This window comes from Heyndrickxia sp. FSL W8-0423, from assembly GCF_038009395.1.
Classification (GTDB): Bacteria; Bacillota; Bacilli; order Bacillales; family Bacillaceae_C; genus Heyndrickxia; species Heyndrickxia sporothermodurans.
Map to the genome: position 1 here is coordinate 956,837 of NZ_JBBPBE010000001.1, position 16,983 is coordinate 973,819.

The 16,983-nt window shown below is 32.8% G+C and carries 16 protein-coding genes; 11 read left to right on the top strand and 5 right to left on the bottom strand.

Annotated elements, in window-relative coordinates:
• Window positions 1-111 precede the first annotated feature (111 nt).
• The 3 genes from MKY81_RS04870 to rlmH all read left to right on the top strand — a co-directional run bounded on the left by MKY81_RS04870 (window position 112) and on the right by rlmH (window position 2,370).
• A complete protein-coding gene (locus tag MKY81_RS04870; RefSeq protein ID WP_327990391.1) occupies window positions 112-1,338 on the top strand; it encodes a S1C family serine protease in 1,227 nt (408 codons plus the stop codon).
• A 296-nt stretch (window positions 1,339-1,634) separates the two neighbouring features.
• Complete coding sequence (locus MKY81_RS04875; protein WP_107920287.1) at window positions 1,635-1,796, top strand: CxxH/CxxC protein; 162 nt, start codon at window positions 1,635-1,637, stop codon at window positions 1,794-1,796.
• A gap of 94 nt (window positions 1,797-1,890) precedes the next feature.
• Window positions 1,891-2,370, top strand: a complete 480-nt coding sequence (gene rlmH / locus MKY81_RS04880) for a 23S rRNA (pseudouridine(1915)-N(3))-methyltransferase RlmH (protein WP_341116929.1) — start codon at window positions 1,891-1,893, stop codon at window positions 2,368-2,370.
• Here rlmH and MKY81_RS04885 read toward each other — a convergent pair.
• The 3 genes from MKY81_RS04885 to MKY81_RS04895 all read right to left on the bottom strand — a co-directional run bounded on the left by MKY81_RS04885 (window position 2,266) and on the right by MKY81_RS04895 (window position 5,769).
• Window positions 2,266-4,020 (bottom strand): recombinase family protein, encoded by a 1,755-nt coding sequence (locus MKY81_RS04885; RefSeq protein ID WP_341116931.1) that lies wholly within the window; start codon window positions 4,018-4,020, stop codon window positions 2,266-2,268. The two genes, rlmH and MKY81_RS04885, sit on opposite strands and share 105 nt — an antisense overlap.
• A 73-nt stretch (window positions 4,021-4,093) precedes the next feature.
• Window positions 4,094-5,596 (bottom strand): recombinase family protein, encoded by a 1,503-nt coding sequence (locus tag MKY81_RS04890; protein WP_341116932.1) that lies wholly within the window; start codon window positions 5,594-5,596, stop codon window positions 4,094-4,096.
• Window positions 5,596-5,769, bottom strand: a complete 174-nt coding sequence (locus MKY81_RS04895; protein ID WP_341116934.1) for a hypothetical protein — start codon at window positions 5,767-5,769, stop codon at window positions 5,596-5,598. The genes MKY81_RS04890 and MKY81_RS04895 overlap by 1 nt, the downstream gene beginning before the upstream one ends.
• Before the next feature lie 379 nt (window positions 5,770-6,148).
• Between MKY81_RS04895 and MKY81_RS04900 the strand changes: the two genes are divergently transcribed.
• The 7 genes from MKY81_RS04900 (at window position 6,149) to MKY81_RS04930 (ending at window position 14,573) form a co-directional block, all read left to right on the top strand.
• Window positions 6,149-7,066, top strand: a complete 918-nt coding sequence (locus tag MKY81_RS04900; protein ID WP_341116936.1) for a hypothetical protein — start codon at window positions 6,149-6,151, stop codon at window positions 7,064-7,066.
• Between the two features lie 73 nt (window positions 7,067-7,139).
• On the top strand, window positions 7,140-7,421 hold the full coding sequence (locus tag MKY81_RS04905) for a helix-turn-helix domain-containing protein (protein WP_341116938.1): 282 nt from the start codon (window positions 7,140-7,142) through the stop codon (window positions 7,419-7,421).
• A gap of 76 nt (window positions 7,422-7,497) precedes the next feature.
• Window positions 7,498-8,424, top strand: coding sequence for a hypothetical protein (locus MKY81_RS04910; RefSeq protein ID WP_341116943.1), 927 nt, complete (start codon window positions 7,498-7,500; stop codon window positions 8,422-8,424).
• A 128-nt stretch (window positions 8,425-8,552) separates the two neighbouring features.
• Window positions 8,553-8,900, top strand: a complete 348-nt coding sequence (locus MKY81_RS04915; RefSeq protein ID WP_341116944.1) for a DUF6075 family protein — start codon at window positions 8,553-8,555, stop codon at window positions 8,898-8,900.
• Window positions 8,901-9,087: 187 nt separating this feature from the next.
• Window positions 9,088-9,690, top strand: a complete 603-nt coding sequence (locus MKY81_RS04920; protein WP_341116947.1) for a recombinase family protein — start codon at window positions 9,088-9,090, stop codon at window positions 9,688-9,690.
• A gap of 56 nt (window positions 9,691-9,746) precedes the next feature.
• On the top strand, window positions 9,747-11,828 hold the full coding sequence (locus tag MKY81_RS04925; RefSeq protein ID WP_341116948.1) for a site-specific DNA-methyltransferase: 2,082 nt from the start codon (window positions 9,747-9,749) through the stop codon (window positions 11,826-11,828).
• A gap of 3 nt (window positions 11,829-11,831) precedes the next feature.
• On the top strand, window positions 11,832-14,573 hold the full coding sequence (locus MKY81_RS04930; RefSeq protein WP_341116949.1) for a DEAD/DEAH box helicase family protein: 2,742 nt from the start codon (window positions 11,832-11,834) through the stop codon (window positions 14,571-14,573).
• A 169-nt stretch (window positions 14,574-14,742) separates the two neighbouring features.
• Here MKY81_RS04930 and MKY81_RS04935 read toward each other — a convergent pair whose 3' ends face one another.
• On the bottom strand, window positions 14,743-15,006 hold the full coding sequence (locus MKY81_RS04935; RefSeq protein WP_341116951.1) for a hypothetical protein: 264 nt from the start codon (window positions 15,004-15,006) through the stop codon (window positions 14,743-14,745).
• A 360-nt stretch (window positions 15,007-15,366) separates the two neighbouring features.
• On the opposite strand from MKY81_RS04935, the gene MKY81_RS04940 reads away from it, so the two are divergent.
• Window positions 15,367-16,203, top strand: a complete 837-nt coding sequence (locus MKY81_RS04940) for a hypothetical protein (protein ID WP_108072546.1) — start codon at window positions 15,367-15,369, stop codon at window positions 16,201-16,203.
• A gap of 81 nt (window positions 16,204-16,284) precedes the next feature.
• On the opposite strand, the gene MKY81_RS04945 is transcribed toward MKY81_RS04940, so the two are convergent.
• On the bottom strand, window positions 16,285-16,737 hold the full coding sequence (locus MKY81_RS04945) for a phage tail protein (protein WP_341118735.1): 453 nt from the start codon (window positions 16,735-16,737) through the stop codon (window positions 16,285-16,287).
• Window positions 16,738-16,983 lie beyond the last annotated feature (246 nt).

Here is a 16,983-nt window from a genome sequence, read left to right on the forward strand (position 1 = left end):
AATTTCTTAATTCTGTTTAATGATATTTTAATAATTGCTGATTATAATAAGGGCATATAGAAGGTAAACTAAAATATAGATAGTTTTTGACGAAAGAAAGGATGGGTAAACGTGGGTTATTATGATGATAATGATAATGATCGCTATCAACGACCAAAGCGGTCGAAAGGCGGATCCTTTATTTCTGGTCTAGTCGGTGTAATTATTGGAGCATTACTTGTAATGATTGCCTTCCCTTCACTCGGTAATGTATTCAATCGTTCCTCTGATCAACAAACATCAGTTGAAAATGCACAAAATAGCCAAAATAATATTACAGGCAAATCAGTTTCTTTAGATGTGACGACAGATGTAACGAAAGCGGTTCAAAAAGCCGAAAAGGCTGTTGTCGGGATTGCTAATATCCAATCACAAGGCTTTTGGTCACAGCAAGGGCAAGGGAAAAGCGAACATGAAACAGGATCGGGCTCAGGTGTAATTTATAAAAAAGCAAATGGAAAAGCATTTATCGTAACTAATAATCACGTTGTTGAAGGCGCTGATCAACTTGAAGTCACACTTTACGATGGAAAAAAATTATCGGCAAGATTATTAGGTAGTGATGTTTGGACAGATTTAGCGGTAGTTGAAGTGGATGGTAAAGATGTAACTACTGTTGCTCAGTTTGGGGATTCTGATAAGTTGAAACTTGGTGAACCAGTCATCGCAATTGGAAATCCACTTGGCGAAAACTTTGCCGGCTCCGTCACACAAGGAATTGTCTCTGGGGTCAATCGGACGGTACCTATGGATTTAAATAATGACGGACTTGAGGATTGGGAAGCAGAAGTATTACAAACAGATGCTGCCATTAACCCTGGTAACAGCGGTGGTGCACTAATAAACGTTTCTGGTCAAGTCGTTGGAATTAATTCAATGAAAATTGCTCAAGAAGCTGTCGAAGGAATCGGTTTTTCCATTCCAATTAAATCTGCAGAACCAGTAATAAACGATTTAGAGAAGTATGGAAAAATTAGACGTCCAGCAATGGGTGTAAAACTTCAAAATGTCAGTGATGTCCCAGCCTACCATCAACAAGAAACATTACGACTTCCAAAAGGTGTAACACAAGGCATCATGATTGAAAGCGTCTCTCCTGGATCTCCAGCTGCAAAGGCAGGCATGCAAGAAATGGATGTAATTTTCGAATTAGATGGTCATAAAGTAAATAACATCTTAGAGCTAAGAAAATATTTATACACTAATAAAAAACCAGGCGATTCAATGAAAGTAAAATTTTATCGTCAAGGAAAAGAAAAAGAAGCAACATTGAAATTAACAAATGAATCAAGATTATAATTCACAATGTGGATAATTGTAAAAACGGGGAGCGTATGTCGCTTCCCATTTTTGTGTGGATAACTATGAATGTTATTAGCACAGTATTTGTGAAAAAATATTGTTTCTGTTAAAGTCCTGTAGGGTATGCGTTCAGCTAGTTATACTTCGTATAGAAATCGCTTCACGCATACCCTACAGGGAATTTAATTAATAATAACTATAAAAACCTTTTTATGAAAATGGAAAAATTAATGGTAAAATAGCATTTGGACAATAAGTGTTCGATAAAAATGCAGTGAAAGGTTGGTTTTTTTATGAAGGCTTATGTATGCGAAGAGCATGTTGAAATCGCCTTAGATCAAGCGATTTATGAAAATGCATTAGCACCTATTTTTAAAAAACTGAAAGAAGACGAATCATTATCCACAACCTGTGAATACTGCAATCTTCCTGCAGTATATATGGTAGGGAACTAATATTCCCACACAAAATGTGGATAGTTTTTGTGGATATGTGGATAACTATTGTGGATATTGTGTTTGTAATCTGTTCATATAGTGGGGGTAAACTGTGAATATCTCAATCATCACCGTCGGAAAACTCAAAGAAAAATACTTAAAGCAAGGAATCGATGAATACTTAAAAAGACTAACAGCCTACGCCAAAGTAGAAATCATCGAAGTCCCTGACGAAAAAGCACCAGAAATCCTAAGCGAAACAGAAATGGAACAAGTCAAACAAAAAGAAGGTGAACGCATCCTCGCAAAAATCCACCCAGATGCCCACGTCATCGCCCTCGCCATCCAAGGAAAAATGAAAACCTCCGAAGAACTTGCCGACGGCATCGACAAACTCGGTACATATGGAAAAAGTAAAATTGCTTTTGTTATTGGCGGATCATTAGGGTTGAGTGATGAAGTTATGAAGCGGGCGAACGAAAGCCTATCATTTTCGAAGATGACATTTCCGCATCAGTTGATGAGGTTGGTGTTGGTGGAGCAGGTGTATCGGGCGTTTCGGATTATTCGGGGGGAACCGTACCACAAATAGAGGCAAAAATTGTTGTAGATAAGGTGGTAATTCTTTGTCGGAAGCGGGTATTGAAAACAAGTTTTCATTATCCGTATCACGATATAACAAATGGATAAGAATAAAGGTCTTGGATATGTTGATTTCTGTAAAATCAAAGTCGAGTTCAATTTCATTAATTGTTCGTGACTTTGATTTTTGTTGTTTGATCGTTATTTTGTTAATAAGATGTTGAAGCAACCGCTTCTTATTCTCCCTTGAAGAACTTTTATACATTAAGAGAAATTGTTTTAGTAGTAATTCAATTAGTTCGGGCTGTATAATCCTTGAATCGGTAGAGCTTAACTCTACGGATATCTCATTTTTCTTTTGCTGCAATTCCTCTTTTTCATTACTGACTTTCTGTAGTCTTTCTTGAAGAATTGCTGTCGGTAAGGTGTTCTTTTCAAATGCTTCCATATAACGGTCTTGTAATGACTCAATTTCGGACAAGCGTTCTTCGATATTTTCTAATTCCTTATTTAGCTGACTATGTGAATCAACGGAGTTTGAGTTTATATCATGAAGCGTTTTATATAACTTCTTCTTAGAAAGTATTGTTTCGATTCTATTTATAACTGAATCCTCTGCATCATACGCTTTAATTGAGTTTGCTCTGCACGCAGATGATCCTTTATTGTGGAAATCACCACAAACATAATAACGATGTTTTCGTTTTGTTCCGTCTTTCCGAGTGTGAGAAGTGATAGATGGAACCATTCCTTGCCCACAATCAGGACAGCGTAAAAGGCCGCTTAGTAAGAAAGGTTCATTGGATTGACGCTGTTTAAAGGATTTACTTTTTCTTCTTGAGTGAACAATACTCCATAATTCATCCGATATAATGGCTTCATGTTGACCGTCAACAAGGATAGGATTAGGATTTTTACCCCTTCTTCGTTTTGTATCCCAATTCTCGAATTGTAACCATCTGATTTTTCCAATGTAGATAACGTTGTCAAGGATTTGTGCTACACCATTGATGGAAAAGTAACGATTACGTTTAGTCTTATAACCTGCTTTATTTAGGTGATTGGAAATTGCTCTTAGTCCTTTGCCATCTGCATACATAGTAAAGATTAACTTCACTACATCTGCTTCCTTATGATTGATAACAAGTTTTTTCTTATCAGTATGGTCGTATCCAAAAACAACACCACCATTCCATAATCCTTCTAAAGCCCTTTGTTTCATACCGAGTTTAACGTTTTCTGAAAGCGTGTTGCGTTCCATCTCCGCAATGGAAGCCATAAGTTGTACAACTAAACGCCCAATAGGGGTTCCAGTATCGAAGTTTTCCGAGTAGGAAATGAATTTTACTCCATAGTCCTCAAACTTATCTAATAGTGTTAGAGTATCCAACATATTACGTGAAAGTCTTGAAATTTTCCATACAAGAACTGCTTGGAACTTATCCTTTTCAACATCTGCAACCAATCTTTGCATAGCGGGGCGACCTTTAATATTCTTTCCAGATATCCCTTCATCAACGTATTCTTCTGCTACTTTCCATCCATATAATTGTGTATATTGACGTAAGGTTTGTAATTGAGCGGAGATGCTGTAACCCTCAGTCGCTTGTTCTTCTGTACTTACACGACAATAAATTGCTACGTTTTTGATTTCTTCCAAGTAAATAGCCTCCTTTCAAATTTATTCTAAGACTTAGACGCAAAAAAGGAAAGGAGGTTATCCTTTCCTAACTTTAAGAAGCTATTTCCATCAAAATATTTTCATCAAAGTAATAGTGGATTTCAGAAATCTGGCGTTTTTTCCTTTTGCCACCTGTATCCACCTCTTCAATTTGTATATCAGAAATAATCTCTCTAAGAAGTCCTTTTTTTTCAGTATCACCAAGTGAGTAAAAGAAACTTTCAAAGTTGTTTAAAACCTGTTGAACAATAAATGTGGTGTTTTGAGAAGAGGATAGATGAAGTTTTGCTTCGATATTTTCTTTACGGGTTTTTAGTTCATTTTTCATATTTTCATATCTTGATACTTGATCTTGTAGTGTTTCTTTGGGAATTGTATGACTTGTAAATAAGTCAAATAGTTCGTCAATTTTATTTTGAAGTTCTCTTTCTTCTTGTTCAATCATGGAATATTGTTTTTTTACTGGAATTTGTTCAAGTTTTATTTGCTGTTTAATTTTTTCTGAAAGGAGATTTTCATAATCTGGGGATTGTAATTTTGAGGATAATTCATTGAGGACCTTTGCTTCGGCCTTTTCCTTGTTGACTAAGTTTGATTTACAAAGTCCTTTAGTCTTGTTTTTGCTACATTGATAATATAAATATTTACCGCCTTTTGACTTGTGCTGAACCATAGAAGACCCACAATCTGGACATCTTAGTAAGCCAGATAAGAAGTATGAACCTTTGTGTATCTTTATAGGCTGATAGCTTTTGGCTTCAAATATTTGCTTTGCTTTTTCCCATTGTGCATTACTGATAATTGCTTGATGTTTTCCGATGTAAATCTTTCTCTCATCATTTTTCTCGCCCCAACGAATAAATCCAGCATAAATTGGGTTTGTAACTATGGTTTTAATGGATATAACATCCCATTCTCTTTGGGCTTTTGCTTCAGTGTATTGTGTATTTAGGAAATGGGCAATCTTTTTATATCCCCAATCATCATTTGTGTATCGATCAAAAATAAATTGAACGACTTTTGCTTGTTCTTTATTTACTTCTAGTTCCTTCGATAGTGTAGAGTTATAACCAAACACTTTCCCGCCATTAAACAAACCTTGTTGTGCTCTTTTTTTCATACCATTTCTTACGTTTAAAACAATATTCTCTCTTTCTTGCTCTGATTGTGCAAATTTGTTGATTAGCAATGTTTTGGCATAGGGGTTATCTGAATCAAAACCATCTACTATTGATACTAGACAATGTCCATGGCTTTTTAACAAATCAGCTACATGAATACCATCTACAGTATTTCTTGAGAATCTGTCAAGTTTAGCTAATACGACGTATACTTTTTGATTTTTGTTGTTTTCTATCACATCGTATATCATCTCTTTAAATACGTCCCGATTCTCAATACTTTTCGCTGATCCCGCACCCTCATCGTAAATTTTTGATAAGGTTAGTCCTTTTGATTTACAGAAATCTTGTATCATATCATGTTGGGTACTGATGGAGAATCCATCCAATTGCTTACCGGTACTCACTCTTGAATATCCTACTGCCTTTGCCATTATTCATTCACCATCTTTTCATTTTTAATCTTATTTTTCAATTTGTCGTTTTCTAAAATTAGATCCACAAACATATTCAAAAAGTTATTTGCATAAACCTTTTTTGAATCTTTCTCTCCAAAAATTATATCGTTAATTTTACCTCTTGGGTCTAAGAAGAAATCGTCTTTCACAATGCCCTTCCTTTCTATGATGTTCTATTTAACTTTGAAACTAGCTGTTATCTACTATATTAAAGACCCTCATTTTTTAAGTCCACTTTATTTGGTTCTACCTCCTGGAATTATTTATTTACTTTCTTTCATGAAGGAATCAGAACATAGAAACAACATTCAATTTAACAATGATGAATAAATATATTGCCTCTTGAATAGTATGCCAAAGTCAATTGCCTATCAGGTGGTTGATAAATACATTAAATATGGGTGGTTTACGGGAAAAAAGCCCTTTTGTTATCTGCGAAAATAAGAGAATGATAGAGAAAATAGGAGATTTATAGAGAAAATAGAAGTTTTATGAATTTCCCGCTACACACTTGAAGGAGGAATTAGATTGTTACACACTGCACGTTTTTATATCGACTTAACAAAAGATGAAGCATACTTAATCGAAAGAAATTTAGGCATAACATTAGATCAGCTTAAATCTAAGATTGAAAAGAAATTTAATGGGATTACTGCTTGGGTTATCCAAAAATATGGAATGAGGCTGTTCTTCACTATTGATTTTGTTAAGCTCTTGAATAAATCAAATATTCAAGAAAGCGATTATGTCCAAACTGAAAGAAAGATTGATGAATTTATCTTATTTGTTTTTCAGGATGCGTCTTTCCTCGACCGTATTTGTATGACTAGATTGGATTATCGTCGAGATGTACAAATACCTATGGTAGAAAGAGAACTGCTACTCTCCTTATATAGAAAGACTACATCAAAACATCGTCATCAGGAAAAGGATTTGAGATATAAAACCACATTATATTTCAACAGCAAAAGCATAATTAGCTGTGTGTACGATAAGGACCTCGAGGCCAGAGAGGAAAGAGGTAAGGTAGAGTGGTATGAGGATTCTGTGTTGCGATTGGAAGTAAGGATCCTTAATCAGCATCTAAAATACAAGAAATACCGACAGGGGAAAGAAAAGTGTCTTAAAGAATACTTTAAAGACGAGCTATTCAAGGAATATATGGAAAAATATTTTGGAGAAATACTATTTAATGGAGATTTCTACAAAATCAATAAGGCCCGAACGATAATCAACAATAGCCAACTGAAAGATTCTGAAAAGGAAAAGTTGTTATTGTTTTTATGCGAAATATCGAAGCATGGATTTGATTATGTTAAGGAAAAGTATTCCACGTACTACCGAAAAAAGTTCCTCAAACAACTAAATTCCCTCAACATAAACCCTATCTTAATTCCCAAAAGTAGAAAATCACCTTCCGTGGTTAAAAATCCATTTCAATTCTGAGGTAGAACAACTTTAGGGTTATTAAAAGTTGACTCGAATACTAGAATATATTAGTCAAATGATGATAATCCACTTGACAAAAACTATTGAATTGAAGGTGATAGAAATGAAAAGTAATCAAAGTTCTGCAAGAGGGGTCTCTCCAGAATTTGCAAATCTCATCAAACAAAGAAGAGAAGATTTAGGCTACACAATTGAGAGAGTCGCCTTAGCTGTCCATTCTAGTGATGGTTATATAAGTAGAATTGAAAATCATAAACGGAGAAATCCTAATGTAGGTATCGTTTATGGATTGTCACAGGTACTGGAAATAGACCTTGAGTACCTACTTAAAGTAGCATTTCCAAAAGAATAGATATATAGAAAGAGGATAGCTACTGATAACTAAAATAATGGAGAGCATTGTCTCTCCTTCACAGGGGGAATGTTAAATGAGCAAAAATGGAAGTAAAAAGGAGTTTATCTTTAACCTTATCCTACAAAGAAACCCTCAGATATTGAAGCCTTTTTTAGGAGAAGTAGAATTGCTCGAGTTAGAATATGATTCAGTAAAGAGGATTGATGTTTATGGTCATGACTTAGAGCATAACTCACCAATTTACATCGAAAGCCAACTAGGATGTTCAGACGAAGTTCATTTTGATAAGGTAAAATACTTAATTGAAACCAACAAAAATGAAAGTGGGATTTTTATCTGGATTGCTTCTAGGTTTAAAGAAGAGTATCTAGTTGCGATAGAACAACTGCTAGAGTTACATGCCAAAGGAAAGCCTATCAAAATCTTAGCTCTGACCTTCCAAAATGGTTACACAAAAACTCTGAACAAATTAAATCGACAAAAGGATTCAGACATTTGGTACCATTTTAATCACAGAGAGTTTGTGCTACCAAAATTAAGCATTGTAAAACAGTGGGGAGGGATACCATTAGGCTTTAAGGATTCCGTAATATCAGCACCGGACTTTCCACTATATTCTACTTCTTCAGAAGCGATGAACTCCTACCTCCTATCTACTCTCAGAAAAGAAATTCCGTATCTTCTTAATGTACACCGATCCAAAAAATTAACCGTAAATTCTATCGTTTTTGGTTCAGGTTATTCAGACTTCAGCTTTGTCATAAATTTGGCTGCATGTGAAATTGCAATAAGGCTAGAAAATGAATGGCAATCTCAGTTGTTTCAAAGAGTAGTAAGTCAATTTAAGGATGTAGAGAATTTTGAGACTATCTTTTTCGAGGGAAAAAGGATAGTTTTTCCGATATTGGATTTAGACAATCCAAGGGAAAAGGTAGAGATGGCAACTAAGTTGTTTAGAAAAGTGGTTGATGTAACAATCCCAACTATATACAACCTATGAGAAAGGGTTCCCCACATAATAAAAGGGGAACCCTTAACATTTATGCTAAGTTTCCCATTATTAGCGTTATCATTCTGTACATAACTGCATAGTACAGAGTGTACTAATAAAGAATTAGGGGGATTTTTATGTTCATGTTTCCGAATCACAAAGATAACTACGAATGTCTATTGGGGAAAGATGGAACACATCCGAATGATATAGAAAGAAAATCATTATTTTACATTTTTGCAGGTAATGAAGAAATTATGAAACAAGTGAATCTCTTCTATGATTTTCAAGAAAGAATGATCAAAATAGACAATGATCGTGCATCTATTTCAAGCGGTGCTAGAGCATTGGTTCTTCTTGGTTACAATCTTTATAATAACTATCCTAGTTGGACTATCTCAGAGTTGTTCCGAAACCTAGATAGGCAAAATAGCCGATTGGCATTTCAAGCAATTAAAATAAGGTTTAGAATAACGGAGCAGTAGAATTAGTCACTTTCTTTTTTTATGGTTGCTCTACAAGATTTGATTGTAGGGCTTTTTGCTGTTATATTTATTTGTCCTTTTTAGGTACACCCAAAGACTCCACGATAAAACATTGTAAAATCAACCTTCAAAGTGTATTATTAGGGTTGTACGATAATTACTTCGGATAAAGAGGTGATTTTAATATATGATTATTGGGTATGCGAGAGTTAGTTCTTCAGATCAGTCGCTTTCCAGACAAATAAAAGAACTAGAAGAATATGGATGTGAAAAGATATTTACAGAGAAACAATCAGGGAAAAATTTTGTTGATAGAAAGATTTATCAAAACCTGCGTGAAAAATTACGGTTTGGAGATGTTTTAGTAGTCCATGATCTAAGTCGCTTTGGTAGGAACAAGCAAGAGATAAAAGATGAGTGGGAATCACTAATAAAAGATGGGATAGATATTGTTGTCTTAAATATGCCGATACTAGATACTACTAAATATAAGGACTTACAAGGGGTTGGACAATTAATTTCTGACTTAACATTATCGCTATTATCATGGATGGTTGATGAAGAAAGACAAAGAATAAAAATAGCACAAAAACAAGGAATAGAAATTGCAAAGAAACAAGGTAAATATAAAGGAAGAAAAAGAAAGTATCATTCAAATGCAAAAGGTAAGGACAAGATTATCTATGAAGAGATAATCAAAGAGATAGTGGAAGGAACAAGTATTATGGATATACATAGAAGAACTGGTGTTGCAAGAAGTACAATTTATAAAATTAAACAAGATCTATAAAATGTTATTTAATTCAAACCCTTCCAAAATAAACGAAATTATTAGGGGGAACAAATATGGAAAATAGTAAATTAAAAAATATCGTTTTAGAGGTATTAAAGGCTGATAATAGACTTTGGGATGAAGAAGAGCAGGAATTAAATCAAATTCTTTTATTTGATCTCTTAGATAAATATGACGAGACAGTGATAAGCCTATTATCTAATAATAATGAGACATGCGAAAAATTTTTCCTAAATGTTAAAGACAAATACATATTTAAGATTAATGACTTTAGATTCTTTATGGAAGAGAACAAGATAAATAACTCCTATACTGATTTGGTAAACCAAATTGGTTTATCAGATGGTCAGGAATTTATTATTAATCGCAGTGACGTAGTAATAAATTTTCCTTACAAAGATTGTATTTTGGAAGGTGGCCAATCCACTGAAGAAGGGATTGACGTATATTTTGAATATGAAGAAGAGAAATTAAAAACTGTAAAAGGTAAGAAAGTGATTGAACCGGCAGGGTTTAAAGAAAAGAAAACTAAGAGAAATGAAATATTTTTTAATGAAATATTAGGGCAAGATGAAATTGACAGGCTATTAGATGAAAAAGCTCTTGTTAATTGGACTAGATATAACAAAGACGGAAAGTCTGATGTGAATGGTTTTAATAGAGATGAGAATGGCTTTATTAGAGATAACTTAATTATAAAAGGAAATAATTTACTTGCATTACATTCACTAAAAAGGCAATTTTCCAAAAAGGTTAAGCTCTGTTATATTGATGTACCTTTTAATACGGAATCAGATAGCTTTGTATACAATGATAAGTTTAATCATTCTACTTGGATGACATTTATGAAAAATCGCTTAGAAGTGACAAAAGACCTATTAAGAAATGATGGGTTATTATTTGTTCACTGTGATAAGAATGAAGATGCTTACTTAAAAGTATTAATGGATGAGATATTTGGACGTAACAAATATATAACTTCTATAACTGTCAAATCTAATTCCATTTCAGGTAGTAAAACACGATTTAAAGATAAGACCATTTTAAAAAATAAGGACACAATTTTAGTTTACAAAGGTAGTGGAGAGGTAACAATAAATCCACAATATACCGAAAAAAGCAAATGGGACACACATTATAATGCTTACTTAGAAATTGTTGATGAGGAGAAAAACATTTATAAACCTAAGAGGTTAAAGGATGTTTTAGTTGAACAGGGAATAATTAATTCCACAACTACTATTACAGAAGATTTTATTAATAATAAAGAGTTTATGGATTTTTGCATTACAAACAAAGAGCAAATATATCGTTTAGTAAACTCTATCCCGGCTGACATAAAGGAAGAGAGTTTAAATAATGAAAACACAGTAATAAAATACAAAGATACAGAGGGGAATACACAATATGCTTTAAATGGAAGCAGAATTGCATTTCTTTCAAGTTCAGTCCATCTTATTGATGGTGAAGAGAAACTTGCACAATTATTAGGAGATTTATGGACGGACATTGATTTTCAAAATACCCAAAATGAAGGTGGACAAGGTGTTTCATTTCCTACAGGGAAAAAGCCTGAAAAGCTCTTGCAAAGGATAATAGAAATGGCTACAGAACGAGGTGATTTAGTTTTAGACTTTTTCATGGGTTCAGCAACTACTCAAGCAGTGGCTATGAAGTTGGGACGACAATTTATTGGTATTGAACAAATGGATTATATTGAAAATATCTCATTAAAGCGTATGAATAATGTTATTAATGGTGAACAGGGTGGAATTTCTAAAAGTATTAAATGGCAGGGTGGAGGAGAATTTATTTACTGTGAACTTGCAAAATGGAATGAACAAGCCAAAGAGGAAATAAATAAATGTGAAAATCTCGAAAATCTAAAAGATTTATTCTCCGATTTATGTGAGAAATACTTCTTAAATTATAACTTTAATGTTAATGAGTTCACTGAAAAAGTAATTAATAAAGAAGAATTTATTAATTTATCACTTGAGGAACAAAAATCAATGTTTATTACCATGCTAGACTTAAACCAATTGTATATACAAAGAACGGAAATAGAAGACCATAAGTATGGAGTAAATAAGAAAGATCAGCAAATTACAGCTTTATTTTATGAGGGGGAATAACAATTGGTTGAAAGTAAAGAACTTTATAAAACTCTGGGTCAGAAGGCGTGGCAATTAAGACTTTCTCATCCAGAAGTTCCTAGTTTCGTAATGAATAATTTGAAGTATGATTTTTTTTCTTGGCAGAAGAATGCTTTTGAAAATCTAATGACATATCAAAAAATTAAGGAAGTAGAAAACCCTAATTCTCCTACGCATTTAATGTTCAATATGGCAACCGGTACAGGGAAAACTATGTTAATGGCTGCTTGTATTTTATATTATTACAAAAAGGGTTATAGACATTTTTTGTTTTTTGTTAATCAAAACAATATTGTTGATAAGACTGAAAATAATTTCGTTGAAAGATTACATCCAAAATATCTTTTCACTGAAGATATAGTAATCGAGGATAAAACTGTAGAAATTAAAAAGGTTGATTTTTTTAGTGAAACAACTGAAAACATTGAAATTAAATTTACCACAATACAGAAACTTTACAATGATATACATATTGAAAAGGAAAACAATGTGATATTGGATGAATTAGATAAAAAAGATATTGTAATGTTAGCTGATGAAGCACATCACTTAAATACAAATACGCAAAAAAAAGCTGCACAAATGGAACTTGATTTAAAAACCGAGATAACTGCAAGAACTGGCGAAGCAGAGATAGAAAGAAAAGGCTGGGAACATACAGTTATTGAATTAATCTTAAAAAAGAGGGATAAAGCTAAACGAAATAAAAATATACTACTGGAGTTCACTGCTACCCTACCGGAGGATAAACATGTAGCAGATAAGTATAGAGACAAAATTATTTATAAGTTTGGTTTAAAAGAATTCCTATCAGAAGGTTATACAAAGGAAATCAACCTAATATCTTCTCGATTTGATAAAAAAGAAAGGATCTTACATGCACTCCTCTTTAGCTGGTACAGAGAAAAAGTTGCACTTAAACACTATAGGTTGGGGAACAAAAGTTTAGGGAATTTTAAACCAGTTATTTTATTTAGAAGTAAAACCATAGAAGAATCAAAAAATGATTACGATTATTTTTTAAGAATTATTAAAAATTTAAAACCTAGTGACTTCTCTTTCTTAGATGAAATAGAGAGTAAGGTACAAGAAAATAAAAGTATGTATGAAAAAGGGAAATCTAGGACAAGAGATGTGCTAGAATTCATAAAAGTTGAAAGTATTTCCTACTCTCAAATTGTCTCATATATGAAGAATAATTTTTCTGAAAAGAATTGTATCATAACCAACTCAGAAAGTAACACTACAAAAACTGAAAAAACTAATGATGAGCAAGAAAGATTATTGAACAGCCTTGAGGATAAAGAAAATCACATTAGAGCTATCTTTACAGTAAAAAGACTAACAGAGGGTTGGGATGTATTAAACCTGTATGATATTGTTCGACTCTATCAAGGTCAAAATGCGGGTGGTTCGACTAAAAAAACCCCTCAAGCTACAATTGAAGAAAAACAGCTGATTGGTCGAGGCGTAAGATACTATCCATTTTCATATAAGAATAAGATAAAAAACAAAAGGAAATTTGATGATGAAGTCCGTAATGAGTTAAGAGTGCTAGAAGAACTATATTATTATACCTATGATGAGGACTCAAGATATATTTCTCATCTTAAAGAAGAGTTGAGAAAAGAAGGTTACATTAGTGATAATAAGGTTGAAAAAAAGTTTGATTTAAAGGAAGAATTTAGGGATAAACCTTTTTATAAAAAATCAATAATCTGGGTTAATGAAAGAATTGACAATCCTAATCGTAGAAAGAATACATTAGAAGACATAAGGGAATCTTGGTCATTTGAATATAAAACAGGTGGCTTTGAATATACTGAGGTAGAACTAGATCTGCAACAGGATACAGATATTAACAGATTGGAGTTTAAAGAAAAGAAAAATAAAACTCTGAGGATAAAACTAAAAGAATTTGATCGTCACATCTTTTATAAGGCACTAAATATTAAATCAAAAGCAGACAAATCAATCTTTCGGTTTAACAATTTAAAAAAGGAATTAAAAATCGAAAGTATTGATGAACTTTTAAACGATGAATTTCTAGGGGAATTTGTTCTTAATATAGTAGTAAACCAAAAGCAAGAGTTTAGGAAAATTCCAAATAAGGAAAAGCTAAACATTATGATTAAGTTCTTAGACCAGTTTTTAGTTAATTTCCAAAACTATATTAATCCTTATTTAGGTTCTGAATTTAAGCCTATTAAAATGAGTGAATTATTTGCTGAACCTAAGATAAAGGTGATTGAAGAAAATGAGGCCTCAAAGAGATTAGCAAAAGAATTAGCTGATGAGAATTGGTATATTCTTAACGATTTCAATGGAACAACTGAAGAAATAGGATTAATAAACGATATTAAAAGCACTATAAACAATTTGGAAACAAAGTATAAGGAAGTCTATTTGCTTAGAAATGAAGAAGTCTATAAGATATATGACTTTGATACAGGAAGGGGATTTCAACCAGACTTTATTTTATTACTGAAAGACAAAGATAAAAGAAACCAGTTTTATCACGTCTTTATGGAGCCAAAAGGCGATGGATTGCTAGAAAAGGACAAATGGAAAGATAATTTGCTAAGAGAGATAACAGAAAGGTATTCGAACCAGGATATATTAACCTATAAATCCGATAAGTACATATTAATTGGATTACCTCTTTACAATATAGCTGATAATATTGAGTTTGAAACTGAATATGAAAAGATATGGAAAAGCTAATAACTGGTTATAGAGTGAGTTAAATAATAGACTATTTTAAAAACAGCATTGGTAGTTAAAGCCCCATGCTGTTTTTCTCTTAAATCGCTGTGATAAACCGTTCTATTTATTAAACTGTGAATAACTGACTCATTCCATTTCAAATACAATGTATACATTATGTTATTGTTTATAAATATATTTTATGTACAATTAACATTCCTTGTTTTCTTAGAGTATGATTGAAATAAGATAAGAAGTCATGCCTTACCAAATCAATCCTCACTTGACCGTAAACATTCGAATCTTCACTTTGACCTAACATGGTGCTAAAACAAAATACATAATCATTAAAAAGTAAAGTTGGAATATTCGCACCTATGTAGCTTACATGAGAAGGAAAAATTTCACCTAAATAAACCACATCAAATCTTTCTCCTCTTTCAAATGGCAATCTCGTTTACCTCTCTTTCATCTGACTTTTTATCAATCTACGCAAATTTTACGCACGACAATTACAAAACCTTATAGAATCAAGGGTTTGACACCATTTTCGACCCCGACCACCAGTGTCTAAATACCAGATACGAGGCATAGAATTAATGAAAAACCAGCACTGGAAATTGATTCCAATGCCGGTTTTTGCCTCTTAAATCACCACGGTGAACCGTATCATAAGTAAGTGAGCTTTTTCCATCTTTTTTGCACTTACTGTGTGTATGTTTCAATTGTTTTCCAAAATACTATTAACAAAGTAAAAATGTTAAAATTTAATAGATAACCTAATTAAATAGAATTAATAAGGGAGGACAATATGAGCTATTTAGGCAAGTATAAGCAAATGCCATTAACATTTGAAAAGTTAAAAAGACTAGATGTTCATTTAAAAGAAGAAGGATATTCTTTAGATAGTGATTTGGGCCTTATTTTACATTCCGATTACTATTCTTATTTTGTTACTCCCTATGACGTAATTACATTTGCAAGTATAGGTTGTGATGGAATACATTTTGGCTTGTTAACCGACTTTGGAACGGTGTCATCTTTAGAAGATGCCTTTGTTGTATGTATTAGTCCAATGGATTTTGGTTCACATATAAAGATTGTTGCAAGGAATATAAGGGAGTTTGTTAGTTTAATTTGTACAATGAAAGATGCAGGAGCTATTTCTAACTTTAATTATTTTAAAGAAGAGGAAGATTATTTAAACTTGATTAAAGACCTTAAACAAGAAGAAATTGAAAATGAGGAATTTGTAAAAAGGACTAACTATGTAGTAGAGAAGGTAATAAACACTATTGGATGTGAAATTATAGATGATGTGTATCATTATGTGGAAAGAAAAGTAAAGACAGAAAGAGAGAAGCAAACAATTTTACCAACTCTTGATGGTTTGGGAATAATAGCATTGGAAAATGTTAATAGAAACTTTAATATCTTCAAGATTGAAAAGGATATGATTATTAACCTTAACGAGATGGAAAAATTTTTCAACTCTGCGACACCTGAAAGTAAATTAGCTTTCATACGAGATGCCCAATTTACTTGCTTGATTTCGGATGAAATAGAATTAAAAGAATTGGTCATTAATGAAATGATTAAATTAGGTTTAACTGATGAGGTAGATAGATTAAAAAATATAGATGATTAAATTGCTATAAAAATAATTGTTATTAAAAATATGAAAAATGGCTAAATTCCTCCACGAGGACCTTTGCTTACTTTAATATTTTCATTTAATGACAAAAAATGAGCCCCGGATGGTTCCGGCTAACTTAGACTTCTGCCTAGCAAACTTAAACTTGCCTTCTAACTCTTTTGGTACCTCCATTCCTTCAGAAAGCTTAAAACCTACGGCACGCTTCTTAGGGTCATCAATCGTGTACATGACGTTGACACTAAGGCCATCTTCATAAAAGACGTAGGCAATTTTGATATTTTCCACTTGAAAACGCGACGTTTCTAAAGGTTTGGCTGCAAACTCAATATCACGTTCTTTCAAAATGCGGTTTACATAATCAAGTGTCTCCTGACTTTCGCTAGCTGGGACAACCGTAAATTCATGCTTGTATTTGTTCATAAAGTATCGCGCTTCATTAGCACGTAAACCAGCAAGCGTTTCAGCTACTGGCGAAGACTCTAGACCAACCGTAGACACATTTTTAAAATCAACGACATAGGACAATTCCATCTCTCCTTTTTTCACTTTTTATTTCCTAACAACAGGAATCTACATTTCACCAAGTACTTGACCACATGTTCTTCACTTGATATGTATATGATAACCCTAAATCATGTCAAAAAGTGACACTGTTTAGAAAACCGTATGAAAAAAGTTGAACGGATTAATACGATCATGCTGAATATAACAACCTTAAACCCACATTGACTTATGTTATTTTTGCAAAGTTATTAACTAAGATCCCGACAC

Coding starts and splice junctions, on each gene's coding strand:
- MKY81_RS04875 (WP_107920287.1), top strand. CDS start 1,635: ATGAAGGCTTATGTATGCGAAGAGCATGTTGAAATCGCCTTAGATCAA.
- MKY81_RS04890 (WP_341116932.1), bottom strand. CDS start 5,596: ATGGCAAAGGCAGTAGGATATTCAAGAGTGAGTACCGGTAAGCAATTG.
- MKY81_RS04910 (WP_341116943.1), top strand. CDS start 7,498: ATGAGCAAAAATGGAAGTAAAAAGGAGTTTATCTTTAACCTTATCCTA.
- MKY81_RS04915 (WP_341116944.1), top strand. CDS start 8,553: ATGTTCATGTTTCCGAATCACAAAGATAACTACGAATGTCTATTGGGG.
- MKY81_RS04920 (WP_341116947.1), top strand. CDS start 9,088: ATGATTATTGGGTATGCGAGAGTTAGTTCTTCAGATCAGTCGCTTTCC.
- MKY81_RS04925 (WP_341116948.1), top strand. CDS start 9,747: ATGGAAAATAGTAAATTAAAAAATATCGTTTTAGAGGTATTAAAGGCT.
- MKY81_RS04940 (WP_108072546.1), top strand. CDS start 15,367: ATGAGCTATTTAGGCAAGTATAAGCAAATGCCATTAACATTTGAAAAG.